Origin of the sequence: Minwuia sp. (assembly GCF_048263705.1) — a bacterium.
Lineage (GTDB): Bacteria > Pseudomonadota > Alphaproteobacteria > Minwuiales > Minwuiaceae > Minwuia.
On sequence record NZ_JBLXDV010000003.1, the window covers coordinates 65,472 to 84,758 of the forward strand.

20 protein-coding genes are annotated in these 19,287 nt (G+C 60.6%); 18 read left to right on the top strand and 2 right to left on the bottom strand.

Annotated elements, in window-relative coordinates; all coding sequences use genetic code 11:
* The first annotated feature begins 40 nt into the window (after positions 1 to 40).
* The 9 genes from ACN0X7_RS05145 (at position 41) to ACN0X7_RS05185 (ending at position 8,372) form a co-directional block, all read left to right on the top strand.
* Complete coding sequence (locus ACN0X7_RS05145) at positions 41 to 742, top strand: hypothetical protein (protein WP_417514812.1); 702 nt, start codon at positions 41 to 43, stop codon at positions 740 to 742.
* Positions 743 to 874: 132 nt separating this feature from the next.
* Entirely contained in the window at positions 875 to 1,093 is a 219-nt protein-coding gene (locus tag ACN0X7_RS05150) for a helix-turn-helix transcriptional regulator (protein WP_417514814.1), read from the top strand.
* A 41-nt stretch (positions 1,094 to 1,134) separates the two neighbouring features.
* Complete coding sequence (locus ACN0X7_RS05155) at positions 1,135 to 1,533, top strand: helix-turn-helix domain-containing protein (protein WP_417514816.1); 399 nt, start codon at positions 1,135 to 1,137, stop codon at positions 1,531 to 1,533.
* Between the two features lie 46 nt (positions 1,534 to 1,579).
* Positions 1,580 to 2,701, top strand: coding sequence for a tyrosine-type recombinase/integrase (locus tag ACN0X7_RS05160; protein ID WP_417514818.1), 1,122 nt, complete (start codon positions 1,580 to 1,582; stop codon positions 2,699 to 2,701).
* A 225-nt stretch (positions 2,702 to 2,926) separates the two neighbouring features.
* On the top strand, positions 2,927 to 3,841 hold the full coding sequence (locus ACN0X7_RS05165; RefSeq protein ID WP_417515566.1) for a LysR family transcriptional regulator: 915 nt from the start codon (positions 2,927 to 2,929) through the stop codon (positions 3,839 to 3,841).
* A gap of 119 nt (positions 3,842 to 3,960) precedes the next feature.
* The gene (locus ACN0X7_RS05170) at positions 3,961 to 5,490 is read left to right on the top strand and encodes an amidase (protein WP_417514820.1); all 1,530 of its coding nucleotides are present in this window, start codon (positions 3,961 to 3,963) and stop codon (positions 5,488 to 5,490) included.
* A gap of 13 nt (positions 5,491 to 5,503) precedes the next feature.
* Complete coding sequence (locus ACN0X7_RS05175; protein ID WP_417514822.1) at positions 5,504 to 6,787, top strand: TRAP transporter large permease; 1,284 nt, start codon at positions 5,504 to 5,506, stop codon at positions 6,785 to 6,787.
* 22 nt (positions 6,788 to 6,809) lie between these two features.
* A complete protein-coding gene (locus ACN0X7_RS05180) occupies positions 6,810 to 7,784 on the top strand; it encodes a TRAP transporter substrate-binding protein (protein WP_417514824.1) in 975 nt (324 codons plus the stop codon).
* Positions 7,785 to 7,922: 138 nt separating this feature from the next.
* Positions 7,923 to 8,372, top strand: a complete 450-nt coding sequence (locus tag ACN0X7_RS05185; protein ID WP_417515568.1) for a TRAP transporter small permease — start codon at positions 7,923 to 7,925, stop codon at positions 8,370 to 8,372.
* Between the two features lie 88 nt (positions 8,373 to 8,460).
* Here ACN0X7_RS05185 and ACN0X7_RS05190 read toward each other — a convergent pair whose 3' ends face one another.
* Positions 8,461 to 9,390: a LysR family transcriptional regulator gene (locus ACN0X7_RS05190; RefSeq protein ID WP_417514826.1), complete on the bottom strand. Its 930-nt coding sequence runs from the start codon at positions 9,388 to 9,390 to the stop codon at positions 8,461 to 8,463.
* Between the two features lie 130 nt (positions 9,391 to 9,520).
* Here ACN0X7_RS05190 and hpaH point away from each other — a divergent pair, with 130 nt between their 5' ends.
* The 7 genes from hpaH to ACN0X7_RS05225 are packed head-to-tail and all read left to right on the top strand — an operon-like array spanning position 9,521 to position 16,486.
* Positions 9,521 to 10,321 carry a 2-oxo-hept-4-ene-1,7-dioate hydratase gene (hpaH, locus tag ACN0X7_RS05195; RefSeq protein WP_417514828.1) on the top strand — a complete coding sequence of 267 codons (801 nt, stop codon included), beginning with the start codon at positions 9,521 to 9,523 and terminating at the stop codon, positions 10,319 to 10,321.
* Between the two features lie 14 nt (positions 10,322 to 10,335).
* Entirely contained in the window at positions 10,336 to 11,301 is a 966-nt protein-coding gene (locus tag ACN0X7_RS05200; protein WP_417514830.1) for an MBL fold metallo-hydrolase, read from the top strand.
* Between the two features lie 28 nt (positions 11,302 to 11,329).
* The gene (locus tag ACN0X7_RS05205) at positions 11,330 to 12,802 is read left to right on the top strand and encodes an aldehyde dehydrogenase (RefSeq protein WP_417515570.1); all 1,473 of its coding nucleotides are present in this window, start codon (positions 11,330 to 11,332) and stop codon (positions 12,800 to 12,802) included.
* 17 nt (positions 12,803 to 12,819) lie between these two features.
* Positions 12,820 to 13,698 (top strand): extradiol ring-cleavage dioxygenase, encoded by an 879-nt coding sequence (locus ACN0X7_RS05210; RefSeq protein ID WP_417514832.1) that lies wholly within the window; start codon positions 12,820 to 12,822, stop codon positions 13,696 to 13,698.
* On the top strand, positions 13,698 to 14,639 hold the full coding sequence (locus tag ACN0X7_RS05215) for a fumarylacetoacetate hydrolase family protein (protein WP_417514834.1): 942 nt from the start codon (positions 13,698 to 13,700) through the stop codon (positions 14,637 to 14,639). Before ACN0X7_RS05210 ends, ACN0X7_RS05215 begins: the two co-directional genes overlap by 1 nt.
* The gene (locus ACN0X7_RS05220) at positions 14,636 to 15,625 is read left to right on the top strand and encodes a 2-dehydropantoate 2-reductase (RefSeq protein WP_417514836.1); all 990 of its coding nucleotides are present in this window, start codon (positions 14,636 to 14,638) and stop codon (positions 15,623 to 15,625) included. The genes ACN0X7_RS05215 and ACN0X7_RS05220 overlap by 4 nt, the downstream gene beginning before the upstream one ends.
* A 42-nt stretch (positions 15,626 to 15,667) precedes the next feature.
* Entirely contained in the window at positions 15,668 to 16,486 is an 819-nt protein-coding gene (locus ACN0X7_RS05225) for a DODA-type extradiol aromatic ring-opening family dioxygenase (RefSeq protein WP_417514838.1), read from the top strand.
* 197 nt (positions 16,487 to 16,683) lie between these two features.
* Here the strand turns inward: ACN0X7_RS05225 and ACN0X7_RS05230 are convergent, their stop codons facing one another.
* Complete coding sequence (locus ACN0X7_RS05230) at positions 16,684 to 17,508, bottom strand: TauD/TfdA dioxygenase family protein (RefSeq protein ID WP_417514840.1); 825 nt, start codon at positions 17,506 to 17,508, stop codon at positions 16,684 to 16,686.
* Between the two features lie 302 nt (positions 17,509 to 17,810).
* Here ACN0X7_RS05230 and ACN0X7_RS05235 point away from each other — a divergent pair, with 302 nt between their 5' ends.
* Complete coding sequence (locus tag ACN0X7_RS05235; protein ID WP_417514842.1) at positions 17,811 to 18,101, top strand: hypothetical protein; 291 nt, start codon at positions 17,811 to 17,813, stop codon at positions 18,099 to 18,101.
* The gene (locus ACN0X7_RS05240; protein WP_417514844.1) at positions 18,094 to 19,242 is read left to right on the top strand and encodes a TauD/TfdA family dioxygenase; all 1,149 of its coding nucleotides are present in this window, start codon (positions 18,094 to 18,096) and stop codon (positions 19,240 to 19,242) included. The genes ACN0X7_RS05235 and ACN0X7_RS05240 overlap by 8 nt, the downstream gene beginning before the upstream one ends.
* The last annotated feature ends 45 nt before the right edge of the window (positions 19,243 to 19,287 follow it).

Genomic DNA, 19,287 nt, shown 5'->3' on the forward strand with positions numbered 1-19,287 from the left:
TCCGATTGAAGAAATGCCGATTCGAGTTCAGGATGGGTGGATGGCCTTCTTAAATAAAGAAGACGACGAGGATCCTGCGATCCGGAAGACGCTGGGGCGATCAAATGACTGGATCGTCGAGCGTGATCGCTTGATTTCACTTTGGGCAAGAGCGTCAAGCTGGACGCTCGAAGAAGGCATTGCGCTCGCTTACAACGAGGACCCGGCCAAGGCCATTCGGACGATTGATTCAGCGTTAGGCGAAACCGCCCTCGTTGTGCCCGATCCAGGTGATCACCACCTGCAGCTTGCCAAGCGCGCCCGTTGGGATGGCCAGCTCTCAATGCCCATCACGCCGATGAAGTTCATGTCCTGGGCAGAGAACGTTGGACTGAAGTTCGATAGCGCCTGGCGCATGGCCGCCATACCGGATGGGAGCGTCGTGGAACCAATTTCTCCCAAGGAGATTGCGTTGACAGGCGTCGGCGAAGGCACCTTATCACAGCAAAACAGTGAGCATCTTCACGACGATGACGACATCAATGCCAAGGCAAAAGCCAGCCTCCTCAGGCTGGTGATTGGCATGGCTGTGGGCGGATACAGTTACAATCCGGCCGACACACGTAGCGATGTCACGAAGGAGATTTCTGACGATCTGGATCGGGTCGGCGTTTCTCTGAAGCGGGATACGATTTTGAAGTGGCTGCGACAGGGGGCAGAATTACTGCCTCAAGACACGTCGGTCGATGAGAGCAATCGCTAACCGTCTGGCAGTTGCAACGATATCCCAAATCGTGCTCGGTAGCCCAAATGGGATTGGCGTTGTCCCATTTGGCACACGAACCTGATCGGACATCACAATACAGCCTCGTCTTTTGTTGAACGAGGTCGAACCATGCATACCCTTCCCGAGACCGGTTATCTCCGCATTCGCCAGATCATCGGCGATCCGAAGTCTGATCCGCCCGTGCCCCCGATTGTGCCTGTGAGCAAGTCCACGTGGTGGGATGGCGTAAAAACCGGCCGCTTCCCCGCGCCTGTCAAACTAGGGCCACGCATCACGGCCTGGCGGGTAGAGGACATCCGCGAGTTGCTCCGTCGGCTGGGCGATTGATTGTGCCCGGTCATGGCAAGTTGAACTGGCGGGCGGTGAAGATGCATCGCAACTACACGGTCGATGAAGCTGCCCGGCTTCTGAACTGTAGCAAGAGCACGATACGCCGCTTGATTGCGAAGGGGCTACCAGTCATCAAGGATCAGAAACCACATCTTATCCTCGGCAGCGACCTTATCGAGTTTCTGAAGAAGCAGCGCCGGCCGAAAGTCAGGTGCGGGCCCGGCGAGTTCTATTGCCTTCGGTGCCGCGCGCCGCGCCAACCTGCGCTGGGGATGGTGGAGATCAGGAGCCGCAACGTCTCCAGCCTGAACATTCGGGCGCTCTGTGATGTCTGCCAGGCGGTCATGCACCGACGGGTTTCCGAACGCCAGATGCCCTCATTCTCGGCGAATTTCGAGATCTCCGATCCACAGGCTCAAGGACACTTAGGGGAGTGATCCTCCCCCTGCCTGAATGATCACATCGAACAGGAGCCAGAAACCCATGCGTAAGCATCACCCGGACAATGAGCGTATCAAGCGCCGGCATCTTCAGTATCTGCGGGAAGCCAAGCGTCTCTCAGAGGCATCGGTCGATCAGGCCGCCGCTGCCATCGCGGCTTTCGAGGCTTCCACCGGATACCGGGATTTCAAGAAGTTCCACATCGAACAGGCCCGGAAGTTCAAGCGTGATCTTGCCGATCAGATCAATCCCAAAAGCGGCAAGCCGCTGGCCAAGGCGACCGTGCGCAGCCGGTTGATGGCATTGAAGGCCTTCTTCCAGTGGCTGGCGGGTAAGCAGGGCTATCGCTCACGCATCGGGTACTCGGATGCGGAATATTTCAACCTGTCCGCCAACGACACGCGGATCGCACGCGCGGTGCGTGAGAGACCGGTGCCGTCGTTGGAGCAGATTCGTAAAGCGATCGCGGGGATACCGACAGAGACTGACATTCAGCTGCGCGACCGGGCCCTGATCGCCTTCACGCTGCTGAGCGGCGCGCGCGACAACGCCATCGCCTCCATGTCATTGAAGCATGTGGATGTCGAACGCCGGCTGGTCCATCAGGATGCACGGGAGGTGCGGACTAAGCGGGCGAAGACTTTCACCTCCTCGTTCTTTCCTGTTGGTGACGACATCGAAGTCATTGTGATCGAATACTTCGCCCATCTTCGCACCAATCTGCTGTTCGGCGACGACGATCCCCTGTTTCCTGCGACCCAGGTAGCGTTAAACGAAGCCGGTGTGTTTGCGGCCGTCGGGTTGGAGCGTCAGCACTGGACTAATGCCACCCCGATTCGACGTATCTTCAAGAATGTCTTCGAAGCGGCCGGCCTGACCTATTTCAACCCGCACAGCTTCCGAAAGACATTGGTGCAGCTCGGTGAGCGTATTTGTCGGACACCCGAAGAGTTCAAGGCGTGGAGTCAGAGCCTGGGTCACGAACAGGTGCTGACGACATTCACGAGCTACGGCGTCGTTTCTGGCGAACGGCAGGCCGAGATCATGACAGCGCTGAAATCCCAACAAGGGACCGAGGGCGAGGATTTTGATCAACTGGATGATGCCGCCATCGAGAGGATTGTTGCGGCGTTCAGGCGCGAAGCAAGGGCGATCCGGGGATGATACTCCAATCCTCGTGCCACCATGTCGCGAGCGCACCCCCTGATCATGTCACATCACACAACGACCAGGTTTCAGCTCGGAATGAATCAGATTGCATCGTTTCAAGGCTGACCTGTGTTGGCCTATTGTTGTCGAGACAGTTGGAACGCGCGGGACTACGCGCATTCAGAACACGCAGATGGGGGGCAGGCCATCCTTGGTAATGAGTTCCAGAAGGCCATAACGATCAGGCATCTGCGAGTGATTGCGGCACTGGCAGACCTGAAGCTGGTTGCGCGGGTCGCGGAGACCCTGAATGTCACGCAACCGGCTGTATCCAAGCAGATTGCCGATCTGGAAAACATCATTGGCGTTCCAATTGTGGAGCGTGATCGAAATCGGCTCTATCTCACCGCCATGGGCAGCCGGCTGGCCGATCATGCGCGGCAGGTCCTGAATCAACTCGATCGGGCTGCCTTCGATATCGAAGCAATGGCGAGTGGCGTCTCGGGGTCGGTCTCTATAGGCGTCGTGAGTTCGGTCGCGCCGACCTTGCTGCCTGGCACCATCTCCCTGTTCAAACGCAGCGCACCCCTGGCAACCGTATCGGTTTCCGAAGGACACTTTGTCGAACTGGTACCGGCGCTGGAAGCCGGATCAATCGACGTATTGATTGCACGGATATGGCAGCCACAGGAACTGCCCGGCATCAGTCAGATGTCGCTGTTTTCAGAACCTATCGTCGTCGTTGCAGGACGTGACAATCCGCTGGCACAGAGAGAGAATCTGGAATGGTCCGATGTCGTAGGATCGCCTTGGATCATGCCACAGGGAAATTCGGTGGCCCGGCGCGCCGTTGACGCATTGTTCGCCGAACATGGCCTGACACCTCCCAGCAACATCATTGCTTCGCTTTCTCTTACACTCAATCTCGAGATCCTCAGAGTCATGCCCGCGCTTGGCCTTCTGCCACAACGTCTGGCGCAAAGGCATGCGACCCGCGGCGAAATCGTCAATCTGTCACTGGACACACAGGGGCTGCTGTCCGAGGCGCGCTGCTTCTGGCGCGCGGACCGGGTGCATGAGAACGGTACGCTGTCGCTGTTCCTGAAATGTCTGCAACAAACAACGGGAGAACTGCAAACCATTCCATTTGATTAATGTTTTGATGCGATTTTTCATTATTTTGAGCCATCAAGCCCAATTATCATAACCTGACTAGAAGTTGGGAGGGCTTTGGGCGTGCTGTATCTGGGCGAAACGGATGGCGGGGTCTGGTCGTGAACCCTGCGGCACTTGTTGCACTCTCAGCCACTGAGATTCTCGCCAGATTCGAGCAACGGAGTCTGACCCCCACTGAATATGTTTCCGCCTGTCTTTCCCGGATTTCCGCCATCAACCCGAAGATCAATGCGCTGACAGCCATTGATGCCGAGAGCGCGATATCGGAGGCGGCCAATGCGACTCGCAGATGGCAGATCGGCAGACCGAAGGGCGCGCTTGATGGCCTACCCATCGGCGTGAAGGATCTCCAGGACACTAGGGGATTGCTGACGACGTATGGCAGTGTGCGGGCGCGTGGGCACGTCCCCCGGCAGGATATCCCGATGGTCGCCAAACTGCGCACCGCCGGGGCCATCATTCTGGCAAAGACGAATGTTCCCGAGCTGGGCGCTGGCGGAAACAGCCGCAATCCGGTCTGGGGCGCAACAGGCAACCCGTTCAATCCGAACCTGACTGCCGGAGGCTCGTCGGGTGGTTCTGCGGCGGCATTGTCGGCTGAACTGCTGCCATTGTGTACCGGCTCCGATACAGGCGGGTCCCTGCGAACACCGGCAGCACTGTGTGGTATCGTTGGCTATCGGCCTTCTGTTGGCGTCATCGCCCATCCGACCCGGCCCCTGGGATGGTCTGGCATTTCCGTACTCGGTCCGATGGCCCGAACAATGGACGATCTGTGTCTGATGCTCGGCGTATGTCAGGGCGACGATCCGGATGATCCCCTGTCTGTCGCCGGCGCCGTGCCCAACCCTGCGGCGCTTCCACCGGCTGATCTCAAGAGTCTGCGGGTGGGCTTCAGCGAGGATTTTGGCGATCTGCCCGTCGACCCGGCCATCCGGCAGACCTTCAGGACGCGGATCAGGCTGCTGGAGAACCATGTCGGATCATGCCATCGGGCCGAACTCGACCTGGGCGAACTGGATCGCACATTCGACATTCTACGCGGGGAGAGTTTTGTTGCTGCTTTCGCAGATGCGATGGAAGCCACACCGGATGCCTTCGGCGAGCACATCAGAGAGAACGTCGAGCTGGGCCTGTCCATGTCGCTGGCGGACAGGGCATGGGCCCACGGTGAACAAACCCGAATCTTACGTAAATTCAACGCGTTGATGCGTGATTACGACGTTATCCTCATGCCCACGAGCCCGGTATCTCCGTTTCCCTGGATGCAATCTCACCCCGCGGAGATCAACGGACAGGCGATGGACATCTACTATCGCTGGCTGGCATTGAGTTATCGGAGCTCGCTCATCGGAGGACCGGTGATCACAATCCCCACGGGGCGAGATCCATACGGTATGCCATTCGGCCTTCAGATGCTGGGCCCAACCCGGGGCGATGAGAGTCTGTTGTCGGCGGCAAAGGCGCTGCAAGCGCTGTTCGCCTCCGATTCAGAGACTGCCCGTCCCGTGCCGGATGTGGCCCGCATTGCCCCGTCGACCATGGACCTCAGGTCGATCGTTACCCATCCACCCATCCTGAAATCATCGACACAGGCCGAGCCGCTGTCGATGAAGACAGCTGTGTGAGCGCGGTGTAGCAATGTACGTCATTCCCATCATCTTCCTGATCCTTCTGATAAGCGGCACCGCCTTCGCCTATCTGATGGGTTCGGTCTCGGTCCTGACGTTCATTGCGGTCGACAAGGCGCAGTTCCTTTCGATCCTTCCGCAGCGCATTTTCGCCCAGCTTGACGTCTTCGCCTTCATGGCGATGCCGCTGTTCATACTGACCGCCGAGATAATGAGCCGGGCCGGCGTGACGCAGCGCCTGATCAACTTTGCCCTGTCGATCATGGGCCGTTTTCGCGGCGGATTGGGTCATGTGAACATTCTTACCAGCGTGTTCTTTGCCGGCATTTCCGGTTCCGCCATCGCCGACAGCGCGGCACTCTCCCGCATCTTCGTGCCGGAGATGAAGGCGCGGGGTTACGACCCCTACTACGCCGGCGCCGTGACGGCCGCATCGTCCATGATCGGGCCGATCATACCGCCTTCGATCATCATGATCATCTACGGCGGCCTTACCGGCGCATCGGTTGCCGCACTATTTGTGGCGGGCGTCCTGCCCGGACTCCTGCTGGCCGCGGCCCTGATGCTGCTGAATGCCGGAATAGCGTTCGTCAAGGGGCATCCAGGCGGAAAGTCCGACGACCTGCCGCGGTTCCTCCCAAGCCTGCTGAATGCGGCGCCTGCCCTTTGTCTTCCGGTGGTGATCCTGGGTTCACTTGTTTTCGGGCTGGCCACGCCGACTGAAGGCTCCGCCATCGCGGTTCTTTTCGCTCTGATGGCCGGTCAGTTCTACAAGGGGCTGACCTGGCGAATGATCTTCGATGCTGTCGAAGCAACGGCCCGAATGACGGGTACGATTTTCATCATTCTCGCCGCAATTTCCGTCCTCGGCTATCTCGCCGGCCAACTGGGATGGTCACAGCTACTGGCAAGCTGGGTCGAGTCTTTCGGGCTTACCGGCACGAACTACCTGATCTTCCTGGTCGCGATCTTTCTGATTGCGGGCATGTTCATGGATACGCCTGTGGCCCTGACGCTGCTGATCCCGTTGTTCGCGCCTCAGGCCCTGGAGCAGGGGATCAGTCCAATCCATCTGGGCATTGTGCTTTGCTTCAATCTCTGCGTCGGTCTGATCACGCCGCCTCTGGGCAAATGCCTGGTTGTCGTGTCGGCGCTGACCTCACTCAACTACTGGCGGCTGGCCTATGCCGCGCTGCCATTCATCGTCGTTCAGGTGCTGTTGTTGCTGGCCCTGGTCTACTGGCCGTCGATCAGCCTCACCTTGCCGCGCCTGTTCGGTTTTTCGGTCGACTAGAACTCAACAAGGGAGAACTCAAATGAAGCTGAAAGCATTCGCCATTACGGCAATGTTGGCTCTCGCGACCACTGCAAACGCAGAGGTCAAGATCGCACTCGATACCAAACCGAATCTGGACACCTCCGGTTCCTACAACTGGGTCCAGGCCTTTGGTTCGGCCCTGACGGCTGCCGGCATGGAAGTCCGGGAAATGCCGCGTGGATCTGTCGGAAACGAAGCCGAGAAATTCGATCAGGCCTCGACCGGTCTGCTTGAGGTTTCGATGTCGGACGTCCGTGCGGTCGCTCAGGTCGATCCGTTCATCTACGGCGTTCGCCTGCCGTACATCTTTGACGACCTCGCTCACATGGATCGGGCTCTCGCCGCAGGCAAGGTGTTCGATCGGGTGAACGAAAATCTGGCAAAGCAGGATGTAATGCTGGTGTCGTTGGTGCCGCTTGGGCCGGCCTCCGGAATCATCACGACCGATGCTGTGGTCCGGTCACCCGCCGACATGGCAAAGCTTCGCATGCGGGCACTGGATGATGCACAGATCGCCATGTACACCGCCTGGGGTTCCAGCGGGACCATCGTCCCGTGGGGTGAAGTTCCTGCCGGCCTGCAGACGGGCGTGATCGATGGCTATCTCAACTCCCCGTTCGTGCCGGTGATGTTTGGCCAGACAGACTTTGTGAAGAACTTCGCGGATGCTGGCGTCATCATTCCCCTGCGCGCCGTGATTATCTCAAGGTCCTGGTACGATGGCCTGTCCGACAAGGATCGTGCCGCAGTTGACGCGGCTGTTGTCGCTGCCGATGCGGCCGTGCGGACCTGGCAAGCTGAAGCCTCGGTCAGGGGCCTGACAGCGCTAGAAGAGAAGGGTGTGACCGTTCAGCGCCTGTCGGCCGACGAACGGGCAGCCTTCAGGGAAGCTTCCAAGCCGGTCTATGACTCGGGGCTCATGCCGACCGAAGACGTGAAGACCTGGGTCGACCTGTCCAACAACAACCGTTGACGGATGAGATGGGGACGGGTTGGGCCAACAACCCGTTCCCGTTGTCCGGAGGGACAAACGATGCGCCGAACAATCCTGGCTGCAAGCAATAACCTTCATGCGGTCACGCGTCGGATTGCCGTTCTGGCAATCTGCGTCATGTTCCTGGTCGTGATGATACAGATTGTAGCGCGATACATTTTCTCTGCGCCGCCCATATGGACAGAGGATGTCGCACGCTACGCGATGGTCTGGACCGGCCTACTGGGCGCAACCCTGTCATTTAAAACCAGGTCGGACGCTGTCCTCATGGACAGTGTCTTTCCCAGGCGCCCCAGCTTTCTCGGCCTCTGCGCCGAAGCCATCCAGAGCGCGGCGATCCTGACATTTGTCCTGCCTGTCATCTATTTCTGTTTCGTCGGACTGCGTGGCGGCTTTGCGAAAGGCTACCTGATGCGGCAGTCCGGCCTCACAGCCGATACCCTGGGTATTCCGATGGTCTGGATTTCCGTTTCGGTACCCCTCGCGATGATCATCATACTCGTCCATCTGGCCGCAAGGTGGGCGGGGGATACGACTACCGATACCCAGGATGCGCAACTCGATTAGCCTGCGATCAACCTCGACCGGGCATGCTTGCCGGTTTTTGCAATGACCGGCTGCCCTTTCGGCGGGCAACAGCCTGGAGGGGCGTCTCTCAGAAATACCGAAGGATGGTCCTCTCGTTCCAGTGCCGTGCCCACAAGACGAGAAACTCACCGAAAGCTTCCGCCGCGGGTGGAATGGAGCGCAGTTCGGGGCGATAGAGGCAGACTTTCCGGATGACCTCGGGGTTTCGGATACGTCTCATCAACAGCCCGCGCGGCGTGGCCGCAACGCCGACATATGCGGGACTGAGAGTCGCCGCCAGACCCTCGGCGGCGATGCCGAGAGCCGTGGTGATATTCTCCACCACATCAGCGGGTGTGACGGGGTCGGAGTGCGAACCACCGGTGCGCATCTGCGCGACACTGACTTCGTGATCCCGTCCCGCAGCAACCAGATCGATATCCCTCAGGTCGGACCATTCCAGCACCGGCCGCGCCGCCAGCGGATGATCAGCCGCACACCAAAGCACCCATGGACTGTCGAACACCAGTTCGTTCGCGACAGCGTCGTCTGCCGGGCGATCCGGACCGATGGCGAGATCGAGATCACCGGTCGAGATCCGTTCGACCATCTGTTCGACCGCAACATCCCGGATGTAGATGATCACCTTGGGATGCAGTTCACGAAACGCCCGGACGGCTGCCGGCAGTAGGGTACTGGCAAGCACCTGCGGCGCGCCGATCCGGACCACGCCTGCCGCCCGATTGCGAATGTCCTCGGCGAAGGATTCCACAAGACCGAGATTCCGCATCGTGGACTGAGCCTGGCCCAGCAGATCCCGTCCGGAGCTGGACAAGGCGACACGACGCGTCGTGCGGTCGAACAGGCGGAATCCGAAAGTTTCCTCCAGCTCGGATACCAGTTGACTTACCGCGGAGGCACTCAGGCCAAGATCGTTGGCGGCGGCGGCAAAGCTGCGTTGCCGCGCGACGGCGACGAAGGCTTCCAGTTGCCGGACTGTCACGCGTGTCAGGGACATAACCAATTATTAAGCATGACTAATCAATAAGCAATAATTCATCGATTGTTGAAATGGGTGCTGGCGCTGAAAATGATCGCTGTTGGCCTGCGAGCCACCGGGATGAAAACTTGTACAGTGGAGCGGCCGCATGGATTCCGGACAATATCTGGTGCTTGCGCGTGAACTGGACCAGGCTGAAAAGAGTCAGCAACCCATAGAGCAATTCTCCATACGGTTTCCGGATCTGAAGATCGAGGACAGCTATGCGATCCAGCGCGAATGGATCAGGCTGAAGCTGGCATCAGGCCGCCGCGTGATCGGCCACAAGATCGGTCTGACTTCACGCGCCATGCAGCTGGCGTCCGGCATCGAGGAGCCGGACTATGGCACCCTGCTGGACGACATGCTGCTGCCTGATGGCGCGCGTATCCCGGCGGCCCGGTATCTGGTGCCCCGCCTGGAAGTGGAGTTCGCTTTCGTACTCGCCGAACCATTGACCGGTCCTGACGTCACGCTGATCCAGGTCCTGAACGCCACGGACTATGTGATGCCAGCCCTGGAACTGATCGATGCGCGGATCGAGCAACTGGACCGGAACACCCGGGTGCCCCGGAAGGTCACGGATACAATCGCCGACAACGCAGCCAACGCCAGCATCATTCTGGGCGGCCGACCGATGCGGCCTGACGATGTGGACTGGCGCTGGGCGGGCGCGCTGCTGTTCAAGAACGGGATCATCGAGGAGTCCGGCCTAGGTGCCGCCGTCCTGAATCATCCCGGCAATGGTGTTGCCTGGCTTGCCAACAAGCTCGCGCCCCATGGTGAGCGGCTTGAGGCCGGCGAGATCGTACTGGGTGGCTCGTTCACCCGGCCGGTCCCCTGCGCCGCCGGCGACAGCTTTCACGCGGACTACGGTCCGCTCGGTTCAATTTCTGTCCAGTTCACCTGAGGAGGAAATCCATCATGTTGTTTCGCAGAATGATCCTGAGCCTTGCAGCGCTCGGCTTTCTGGCTTCGCCTGTACTGGCCGAGCCGCCGGTTCTGACCGACAAGTGCGAGTCGCATCCCATCATGGCCAACTTCATCGAGTTCGGAAAAGCGGGCAAGATGCCCCCGAACCTCGGCAAGTTCCTGCGTAACCCGGCGGCCCAGAATATCGAGCCATATCAGGCGTTCGACAATGTCTACTATGTCGGGGTTTGCTGGGTATCCGCCTGGTTGATCACCTCGCCCAACGGACATGTCCTGCTCGACACCCTGTATGGTTCCTACACGGATCGGCTGCTGCAGAACATCGAGACGCTTGGCCTTGACCCGCAGGATATCAAGCTTGTTGTCGTTACACATGGCCATTTCGACCATGCGGGTGGCATGGCGAAACTGAAGGAAGTGCTGGCACCCGGCACCCGCTATGCCATGACCGCAGGCGGGTGGGCCGAGGCACAGGCCGGTTCCGCTGCCAAGCGCCCGTTTCCCTGGCCGATGATCGAGACGGACATGGTTCTGACTGACGGTCAGATCGTGAAGGGTGGTGATGTTGCCATTCAGGCCTATGAGACGCCCGGCCACACGATGGGAACCGCTTCATATGCCTATGACGTCCAGGACGGCGAAACCAGCTATCGTGCCTTCACAGTCGGCGGGCTGGGTCTGAATGCCATACGCGGACCGGAACAGGTGGAAGCCTATATCGCCAGCGTCAAACGCATCCGCGCGCTGACCGAGGCACAGGAAAAACCGGTCGAACTGCACCTCACGACCCACGGCTTTTCCACGGGCCTGCCGGAATCTGCTGCGGGCCTGAGCACTCGCAAGGCCGGTGACCCGCATCCGCTGGTCGATCAGCAGGGCTTCCGCAATCAGCTCGACGCGTTGCAGGACCGGGCCGAGAAGCGCCTCGTCGTCGAGCAGAACAAGACCAAACAGTAAGCGGTCGAACCGCACGAAAGGCTTTCAGATGGGCAAACTTCTCAGCGTCGCGGACATCAGCGTGTCCCCTGACCACTATATCGATGGCCAGCGCGTGTCATCGACCCGATACTTTGATCTTCATAGCCCGATTGATCAGCGGCTGCTCGGTCAGATCGCCGAGGGTCTGGACGAGCACGTCGATCAGGCCGTTTCCGCCGCCAAGGCCGCGTTTCCCGCGTGGAGCGCGCTCTCGGCAGCGGATCGAAAAGTCTTTCTGGACCGGCTGGCCGAAGAAATCGGCAAACGCGCCGATGCATTCTGTCAGCTGGAGAGCAATGACGCCGGCGTCCTGCTCTCCCGGATGAGTCATGGTGTCGTTCCGCGGGCGATGCTGAACATCACCCACTTTGCGGAGCACGCACTCAGCCTGCAGGACCGGCCAATCGACACGGCGCAGGCACATCATATCGTCCGCCACGATCCGGCGGGCGTAACGGCCATCATCACGCCATGGAATGCACCCCTTATGCTGGGGACCTGGAAGCTCGGACCCGCTCTGGCAGCCGGCAATACGGTCGTCATCAAGCCACCGGAGTGGGCGCCGTTGACCATGTCCCTGCTGGCAGACTGTGCGGATGCAGCGGGCCTCCCCCCAGGTGTCCTCAACATCGTGCAGGGGTACGGTGCTACAACGGGTAATCGCCTGGTGTCCGACCCGAGAATTGCCCGGATTTCCTTCACCGGTTCGGTGCCGACGGCCCAGAAGATCGCTCAGGTCGCAGGCGCGAATCTGGTCCCAGTCAGTCTGGAACTCGGCGGCAAGTCGCCGTTCATCGTGCTGGCGGATGCCCACATCGACAAGGCCGCCGCGACCGGCGCGCTGATGTACAGGAACGCCGGGCAGGTCTGCCTGGCCGGAACCCGGTTTCTGGTTCATTCCAGCATTGCCGAACGGTTTGTCGAGGCGATGCGGGGCTATGCGGACGGGCTGCGCATCGGCGACCCGCGTGAGCCGGAAACCGAAATCGGTCCTATCATCCACCCCCGTCAGGTGGAGCGGGTCAGCGGTTTCGTCGACCGGGCAATCGCCGATGGCGCCAAATTGCTGTGGGGCGGCAAGCAGCATCCATTTGGCGCGCAGTATTACAGCCCGACCATGCTGACCAACGTCAGCCAGGACTCGGAGATCGTCCAGAACGAGGTGTTTGGCCCGGTTTTGACCTTGCAGACCTTCGAGACTGACGACGAGGCCGTCGAACTGGCAAATGGCACCAACTATGGGCTGGGTGGTGTTTGCTATGGCGACGAAGGTCACGCAACCGAAGTGGCAAAGCGCATGGAGACCGGATTCATCTGGGTGAACAGCTTCGGCATCCGGGACCTGGATGCGCCGTTCGGCGGCATCAAGCACAGCGGCATCGGCCGCGAAGGCGGCGACTGGAGCTTCGAGTTCTTCTGCAACATCAAGGATGTTGTGGTGCCGAAGAAGCCGTTTGAAGCCAGTTTCAGCCAACGCTGAGAAACAGGGAAACCGATATGGGCAGAATAGTTGGTTCCGCGCTGGTGTCGCATCAGCCCGGCCTGATGCAGAGCGAAGACATGCGGCGGCTGATGGGCGCTGGTACGGATTCGGATCTGATCGCCGGCTACGCGCGCCTGCGGGAGAGGATCGAGGCGGCAAAGCCGGACCTGATCCTGATCTTCGACACGCACTGGTTCTCGACCGGGTATCACCTGATCGACGGTGGCGAGGGCTATCAGGGGACGTATCTCTCCGACGAGATGCCCTGGTACCTCTATGGCGTGCCCTACAAGTACCGGGGTGACCCTGAGTTCGCGCTTGGTGTCGAAGCCATGTCGAAGAAGATGGGCGGCTACAACCGGGCGGTTCTGAACCCGGATCTTGCCCGCCACTATCCGACCATCAACCTGATCAAACATCTCCGGCTTGAGATCAGCGATATTCCGGTCGTCTCTTCCAGCATCTGTCAGAACTGCCGGCCCGAGCATTTCCTGAAGTCCGGTGAGATCATCGGAGAAGCAATCCGGCAGGGCGAGCAGAACGTGATCATCCTGGCCTCTGGCGCACTCAGCCACCGCATGACGGATATCGACTGGAAACCCAATCACCCCAGCGTCTTTCACGAGAGCAACGTCTCCTCCCCGGAAGCCGCCGCAAGCGACAAGCGTGCGATCGAACTGATGAAACAGGGCTGCCACGACCAGATTCTTGATGGCTGGGAGACTGATTTCATGCCGCATTTCTGGGAAGCCTGGGGCGGTCACTACCTGCAGATGCTTGGCGCGCTCGGGGGAACCGACTGCAGGGCCGAAGGCGTACCCCTTTCGGCCTACGAGAACGCCCGCGGCACAGGTAACATTCACATCTGGTTCGATGAACAGGGAGCGGCATGATGGAATATCCGATCAGGGAACTGCCCGCGATCATGCGGGGCCCGCGCGTGGAGCGCCGCCGTGTTCTGATCGGCGGGTCGGCCTACTGGGGCACGATGGTCGAAGGTGGCAGCGACGTTGGCAAACTGCGCCTCGATGACGGACGTCTGCTGGACGCCGGGGCGGCGACCTATCTCCCCCCCGTCAGCCCTACCAAGATCATTGCCGCGCACATCTGCTACACATCACGCAGCATGGAGACACGCAACAAGCCGAAGCCGACGGAAACGCCCACTTATTTCACCAAGCCGCCAAGCTCGCTGAACGGCCATGGTGGCCAGATTCTCAAGCCGGCCGACTGCACCTACCTGAACTATGAGGGTGAGTATGCCGTCGTCATTGGACGGACATGCCGCAACGTGCTGCCCGATGAGGCCTGGGACCATATCGAAGGCTTCTGCCCCCTGTTGGATATGGGATTGCAGGATTTCCGCGACACCGATCAAGGCTCCATGCTGCGGGTCAAGGGCGCGGATACACTGCTGCCGATCGGCCCTGGCATCACGCGGGGCGTGAACATCTTCGAGCAGACACTGACGACATACGTAAACGGCCACATCGTCCAGCAGGCACACATTGGCGACGAAACCATCTGGGGTCCGCAGTACATCATCGCCGATATCGCGCGTCACATAACGCTGGAGCCGGGAGACGTCATCTGCATGGGCACGCCCTGCCATTCCCGCAGCATCGGTCCCGGCGACCACGTGGAATGCGAGATTACCGGCCTCGGTAAGGTCGGCGGTACCGTGACAGCAATCGATACGCCACGCGCCAGTGCGCTGGGTGTCGGGCATCCGCCTGCTGATACGCCTGAGGTCCGGCGCGTCGCCCTGGGTTTCGACGAACGTGTGCCGGAGCACTTCAAGGCGAACCTGAAGAAGGCCAGGTCGCAATCATGAAACGAGTCTGCATTGTCGGCGCTGGCGCCATCGGCGGACTGATCGGCGCGCGTCTCGCCGCGACCGGGCAAGTTCGGGTTTCGGCCCTTGCGCGTGGGGACACGCTTGCCGCGCTGCGCCAGCATGGATGGCGTCTGAAAAGCGGCGAGAAGCTTGTTACGTCCCCCGCCAACGCAAGCCAGTCCGCCGGAGAACTAGGGGCCCAGGATGTCGTGGTGATTGCCGTCAAGGCCCCGGCGCTTGGTGATCTGGCCCCCGCCCTGGCGCCGTTGATGACGCCGGAGACGATCGTCGTTCCGGCGATGAACGGCATTCCCTGGTGGTTCTGCCAGAACCAGCCTGGTCTGGCCGACAAACCGCTGGAGAGCATCGATCCCGGCGGGCGCATCTCGACTGCGTTTACAGTCGATTCCGTATTGGGGTGCGTTGTCCATGCCAGCGCGAAACGGATCGAACCCGGCTTCGTCCAGGAAGTTATGTGGCATCAGATGCTGATCGGTGAACCGTTCGGCGGGGAAAGCAACAGGGCCGCCGAACTGGCGGAACTGTTCAGCGGCGCAGGGTGTATGACCCATGTCTCGATCGATGTACGTACCGAGATCTGGTACAAGCTGTGGGGCAACCTGACCATGAATCCGGTCAGCGCGCTTACCGGCGCGACCATCGAGCAGATACTGGGCGACCCGCTGGTGCGTACCCTGTGTTCAGCGGCCATGATGGAAGCGCAGCAGATCGGTACCCGGCTCGGCTGCCCGATCGGGCAAAGCGCCGATGAACGGCACGAGGTCACCGCGAAACTCGGCGCATTCAAGACATCGATGCTGCAGGACGCCGAGGCCGGCAGGGACCTGGAACTGGACGCCATCGTCACCGCCGTGCATGAGATCGGCCGGAGACTCGGGATCGGGACGCCTAATATCGACGGCATTCTTGGCCTGACGCGCCTGTTCGGACGGGTAAGAGGCATCTATCCCACCGCCAAATAGATCGCGCGTCGGCAATCGACCGGATCACAAGGAGACGCTGCATTGGGCAAGGTACTTTTCATTCCGCACGGCGGTGGCCCCCTGCCCCTGTTGGGCGATCCGGGATACGCCCGACTTGCAAGCGCGCTGACATCGCTGGGCCCCCAGCTTGCCGGGGCCAGGGCAATCATCGTGGTCACGGCACATTGGGAAATGGCGCAACCCTGTCTTTCCAGCGCTGCGCGGCCTGGAATGCTCTACGACTACTATGGGTTTCCGGAGGCTGCCTACCAGATCACCTATCCCGCGCCGGGTGCGCCGGAACTGGCGGCGACTGTGGCTGAACGGCTCTCCAGAGCCGGCTTCGGTCCGGAGTTCGATGCCGAACGCGGTTTCGACCATGGCACCTTCGTGCCGATGCTCCTGATGCGGCCCGAAGCCGATATTCCGATCCTGCAGATGTCGCTGCTTTCATCGCTGGATCCCGGGCAACACATCGCATTCGGGCGGGCCCTCGGCGAAATGATAGACGGCGACATTGTGCTGATCGGCTCAGGCTTCAGCTTCCACAATATTCCCGCGTTGATCGGGCGGCTGTCCTTCGACGAGGCAAAGGAAGGGCCTTCTCTCGCAAAGGCCTTTCACGACTGGATGGACGGCATCATCTGTGATCCGGAGCAGAATGATGCCCGGCAGCACAGAGAACTTGTCGGCTGGGCACAGGTGCCGGGCGCCCGCTTCTGCCATCCGCGCGAAGAACACCTTCTCCCCTTGCATGTCTGTTTCGGGGCCGCTCAGGCCGCCGGCCTGTCCGCCAGCCAGTTCTTTGGCGAGCCTGTGAAGGGCTACCAGACATCCGGTTACTTCTGGCAGTCCAGTTAGCGTGCGACGACCCGATCGTCGGCATCCGATCACGAAACGTGCAGTTGCCTACTGAAAGTTGCCAGGCACCGGCACACTCCTTTCCGCTGGATGTTGGTATTTTTGTTGGTATTTACAATTTCTCTGCAACATATTTCTCATTAAATTCAATGCGATCAATGTCTTTTTAGATGCCTGCAGGGTCACCATTCCCGTGCTCAGGCCGGACGATCGCCCGCCAGGGTGATGCGATGCATGATCCGCCGGTGGCCGTGATAGTCGTTGATCGGGTTGTGCTGGGCGCAACGGTTGTCCCAGAAGGCCAGCGAGTCCTTCTGCCAGACGAAACGGCAGGTGAATTCCGGCCTGATCTGGTGCTGGAACAGATACTGCAGGATCGGCCTGCTCTCATCCTCGGTCATGCCCTTGAAGTGCGAGGTGTGCGCCACATTGACGAAAAGCGCCTTCCTGCCGGTCTCGGGGTGCGTGCGCACCGCCGGATGCTCTGACAGGAATTCCTTCCCGGCTTCCGCTGTGCCGCCGGACTTGATCCGGTCTTCCCGCGTCTTCGAGACATCCGCCTTGGCCGAACTGTGAACCGCGACAAGCCCGTCCAGAATGGTCCGAAATCGCTCAGACAGCGCTTCGTATGCCAGATACTGATTGGCGAACAGCGTATCGCCGCCGAAGGGCGGCACTTCCCGCGCGAGCAGCATCGAGCCCATCGGCGGCTGTTCCAGATAGACGGTATCGGAGTGCCAGATGCCGCCGAAATTGTTGCGCTCATGCTCCAGTTTGGCGACCTCGATGATCTCCGGGTACGCCTCCATGCCCTTCACGAAAGGGTATTCGACCGGCGTGCCGAAACTCTGTGCGAACTGCCTGAACTGCGCCGGGGTCAGGTTCTGATCGCGAAAGAAGATCACCAGATGATCCAGCAGCGCCTGGCGGATATTCTTCGCGGCATTCTCGCTCAGTGGCACGGAGAGATCGACGCCTGAAATCTCGGCCCCGATGGCGCCTGCGACCTGTCTGACTTCCATGATGCTCAAATCCGCCAGGACCAGCCGTGCCGGCGCAGTTCGCCCGCTTCCCCGCGATCGAACGGCGCAGGCCCGAACCGAACGGAATCCAAGCCCCATATGATGCCGGACCCGGCCTGAGCGGGCACGGTCATGACAGCCGTCTGCATGGTCACCTCCCCAGATGAATGTCTTTCAGAGTACAGGCTAACGCGATTGAATTCACTATCCTTTCAGATGACGGGGCCTTCATTCGACCGTGCACGCCCGCCGCGCACGCGCTAGAGTCGCCTCACAGAATCCCTGATGCCGAAAGAGAAGCCATGACGAGTGATACCGAAGTCACCGACGCGCAGATTGCCGGACTGTTGCTGGGGGTCGCGGCCCTGATGGGGGAAATCCGGCGCAAGGGGTTGCTGGACGAGACGGAGGTCGATACCGCTCTCGGCAAGCTGGCCGATGACATCAACGCCTCGAAACTGGCCCAGGCCACCCCCGATGACCGCCTGGTGGGCGCGACGCTGGCACCGCTGGAACAGCTCCGGCGCATGAACGCCCTGTTCGATGCGGAAACCGGCACGTTCAAAGGCTGGATGACCGCCGGCGATGGCTGATCGGCTGGCGGCGGTCGAACGGATCAATGATGGCGCGGCCGTGCGGGTCACCTTCGGCGACGGCAGGCAGGTCCGCTACCACGCCATCTGGCTGCGCGACAATGCGCTGGACGCCGGCACACGTGATCCCGGCAACGGGCAGCGACTGATCGCCATCGCCGACATCCCCGCGGATACGAGGATCCGGCATGCGGGGATCGGCGCAAACGGCGCGCTCGACCTCGTGTTCGCGCCGGACGGTCACACCACGACATTTCCGGCGGACTGGCTCGGAAGGCACCGCTATGACCAGTCCCCGGCGAGGGATCGGGGATGGATCGACTACGGGCTGCATCTCTGGTCGGGAGATCACGAACCGGCCCGTCACCGCTGGCCGGCGCTCGCGTCCGACAGGACGGCACTTCTGGCGATGCTCGACGCGCTGGCGACCCGGGGTCTGGCCATCATCACGGATGCGCCCACGGTCCCGGGCACGGTCTGCGAGATCGCCGGACTGTTCGGGCCGGTGCGCGAAACGAACTACGGGCGGCATTTCGATGTCCGATCCGAGGTGAAACCAGTCAATCTCGCCTATTCGGGACTGGGTCTGCAGGCCCACACCGATAATCCCTACCGCGATCCCTTGCCGACCGTTCAGATCCTGCACTGCCTCGAAAACAGCGTGGCGGGCGGAGATTCCTCGGTCGTCGATGGTTTCGCCGTCGTGAAACGGCTGAGGGAAACCGATCGGGAGAGCTTCGATTTCCTGTCCGGCTATCCCGCGCGGTTCCGTTTCAACGGCGACGGGATCAGCGATCTGACCGCCAAGCGCCCGATGATCGAACTGGGTCCCGACGGCGAAGTGCTCGCGGTCCGGTTCAACAACCGCTCCGCCGCCCCGCTGGTCGATATCCCCTATGAGGAGATGGCCGGCTATTACAGGGCCTACCGGCGGTTCGCCGATCTGGTGGACGATCCAGAAATGGCCGTCTCGTTCAGACTGACGCCCGGCATGGCCTTTCTGGTCGACAACAGGCGGGTCATGCATGCGCGCACCGCCTTTTCGGGGACCGGAGAACGGTGGCTGCAGGGCTGTTACGCCGATATGGATGCCGTCCGCTCGCGCAGACGTGTCCTGAGGGCTTCCATGACGAATAGCTGACACAAGGTGCCCCGCGCCCGACGGAATAACATCGGATTACTCTGC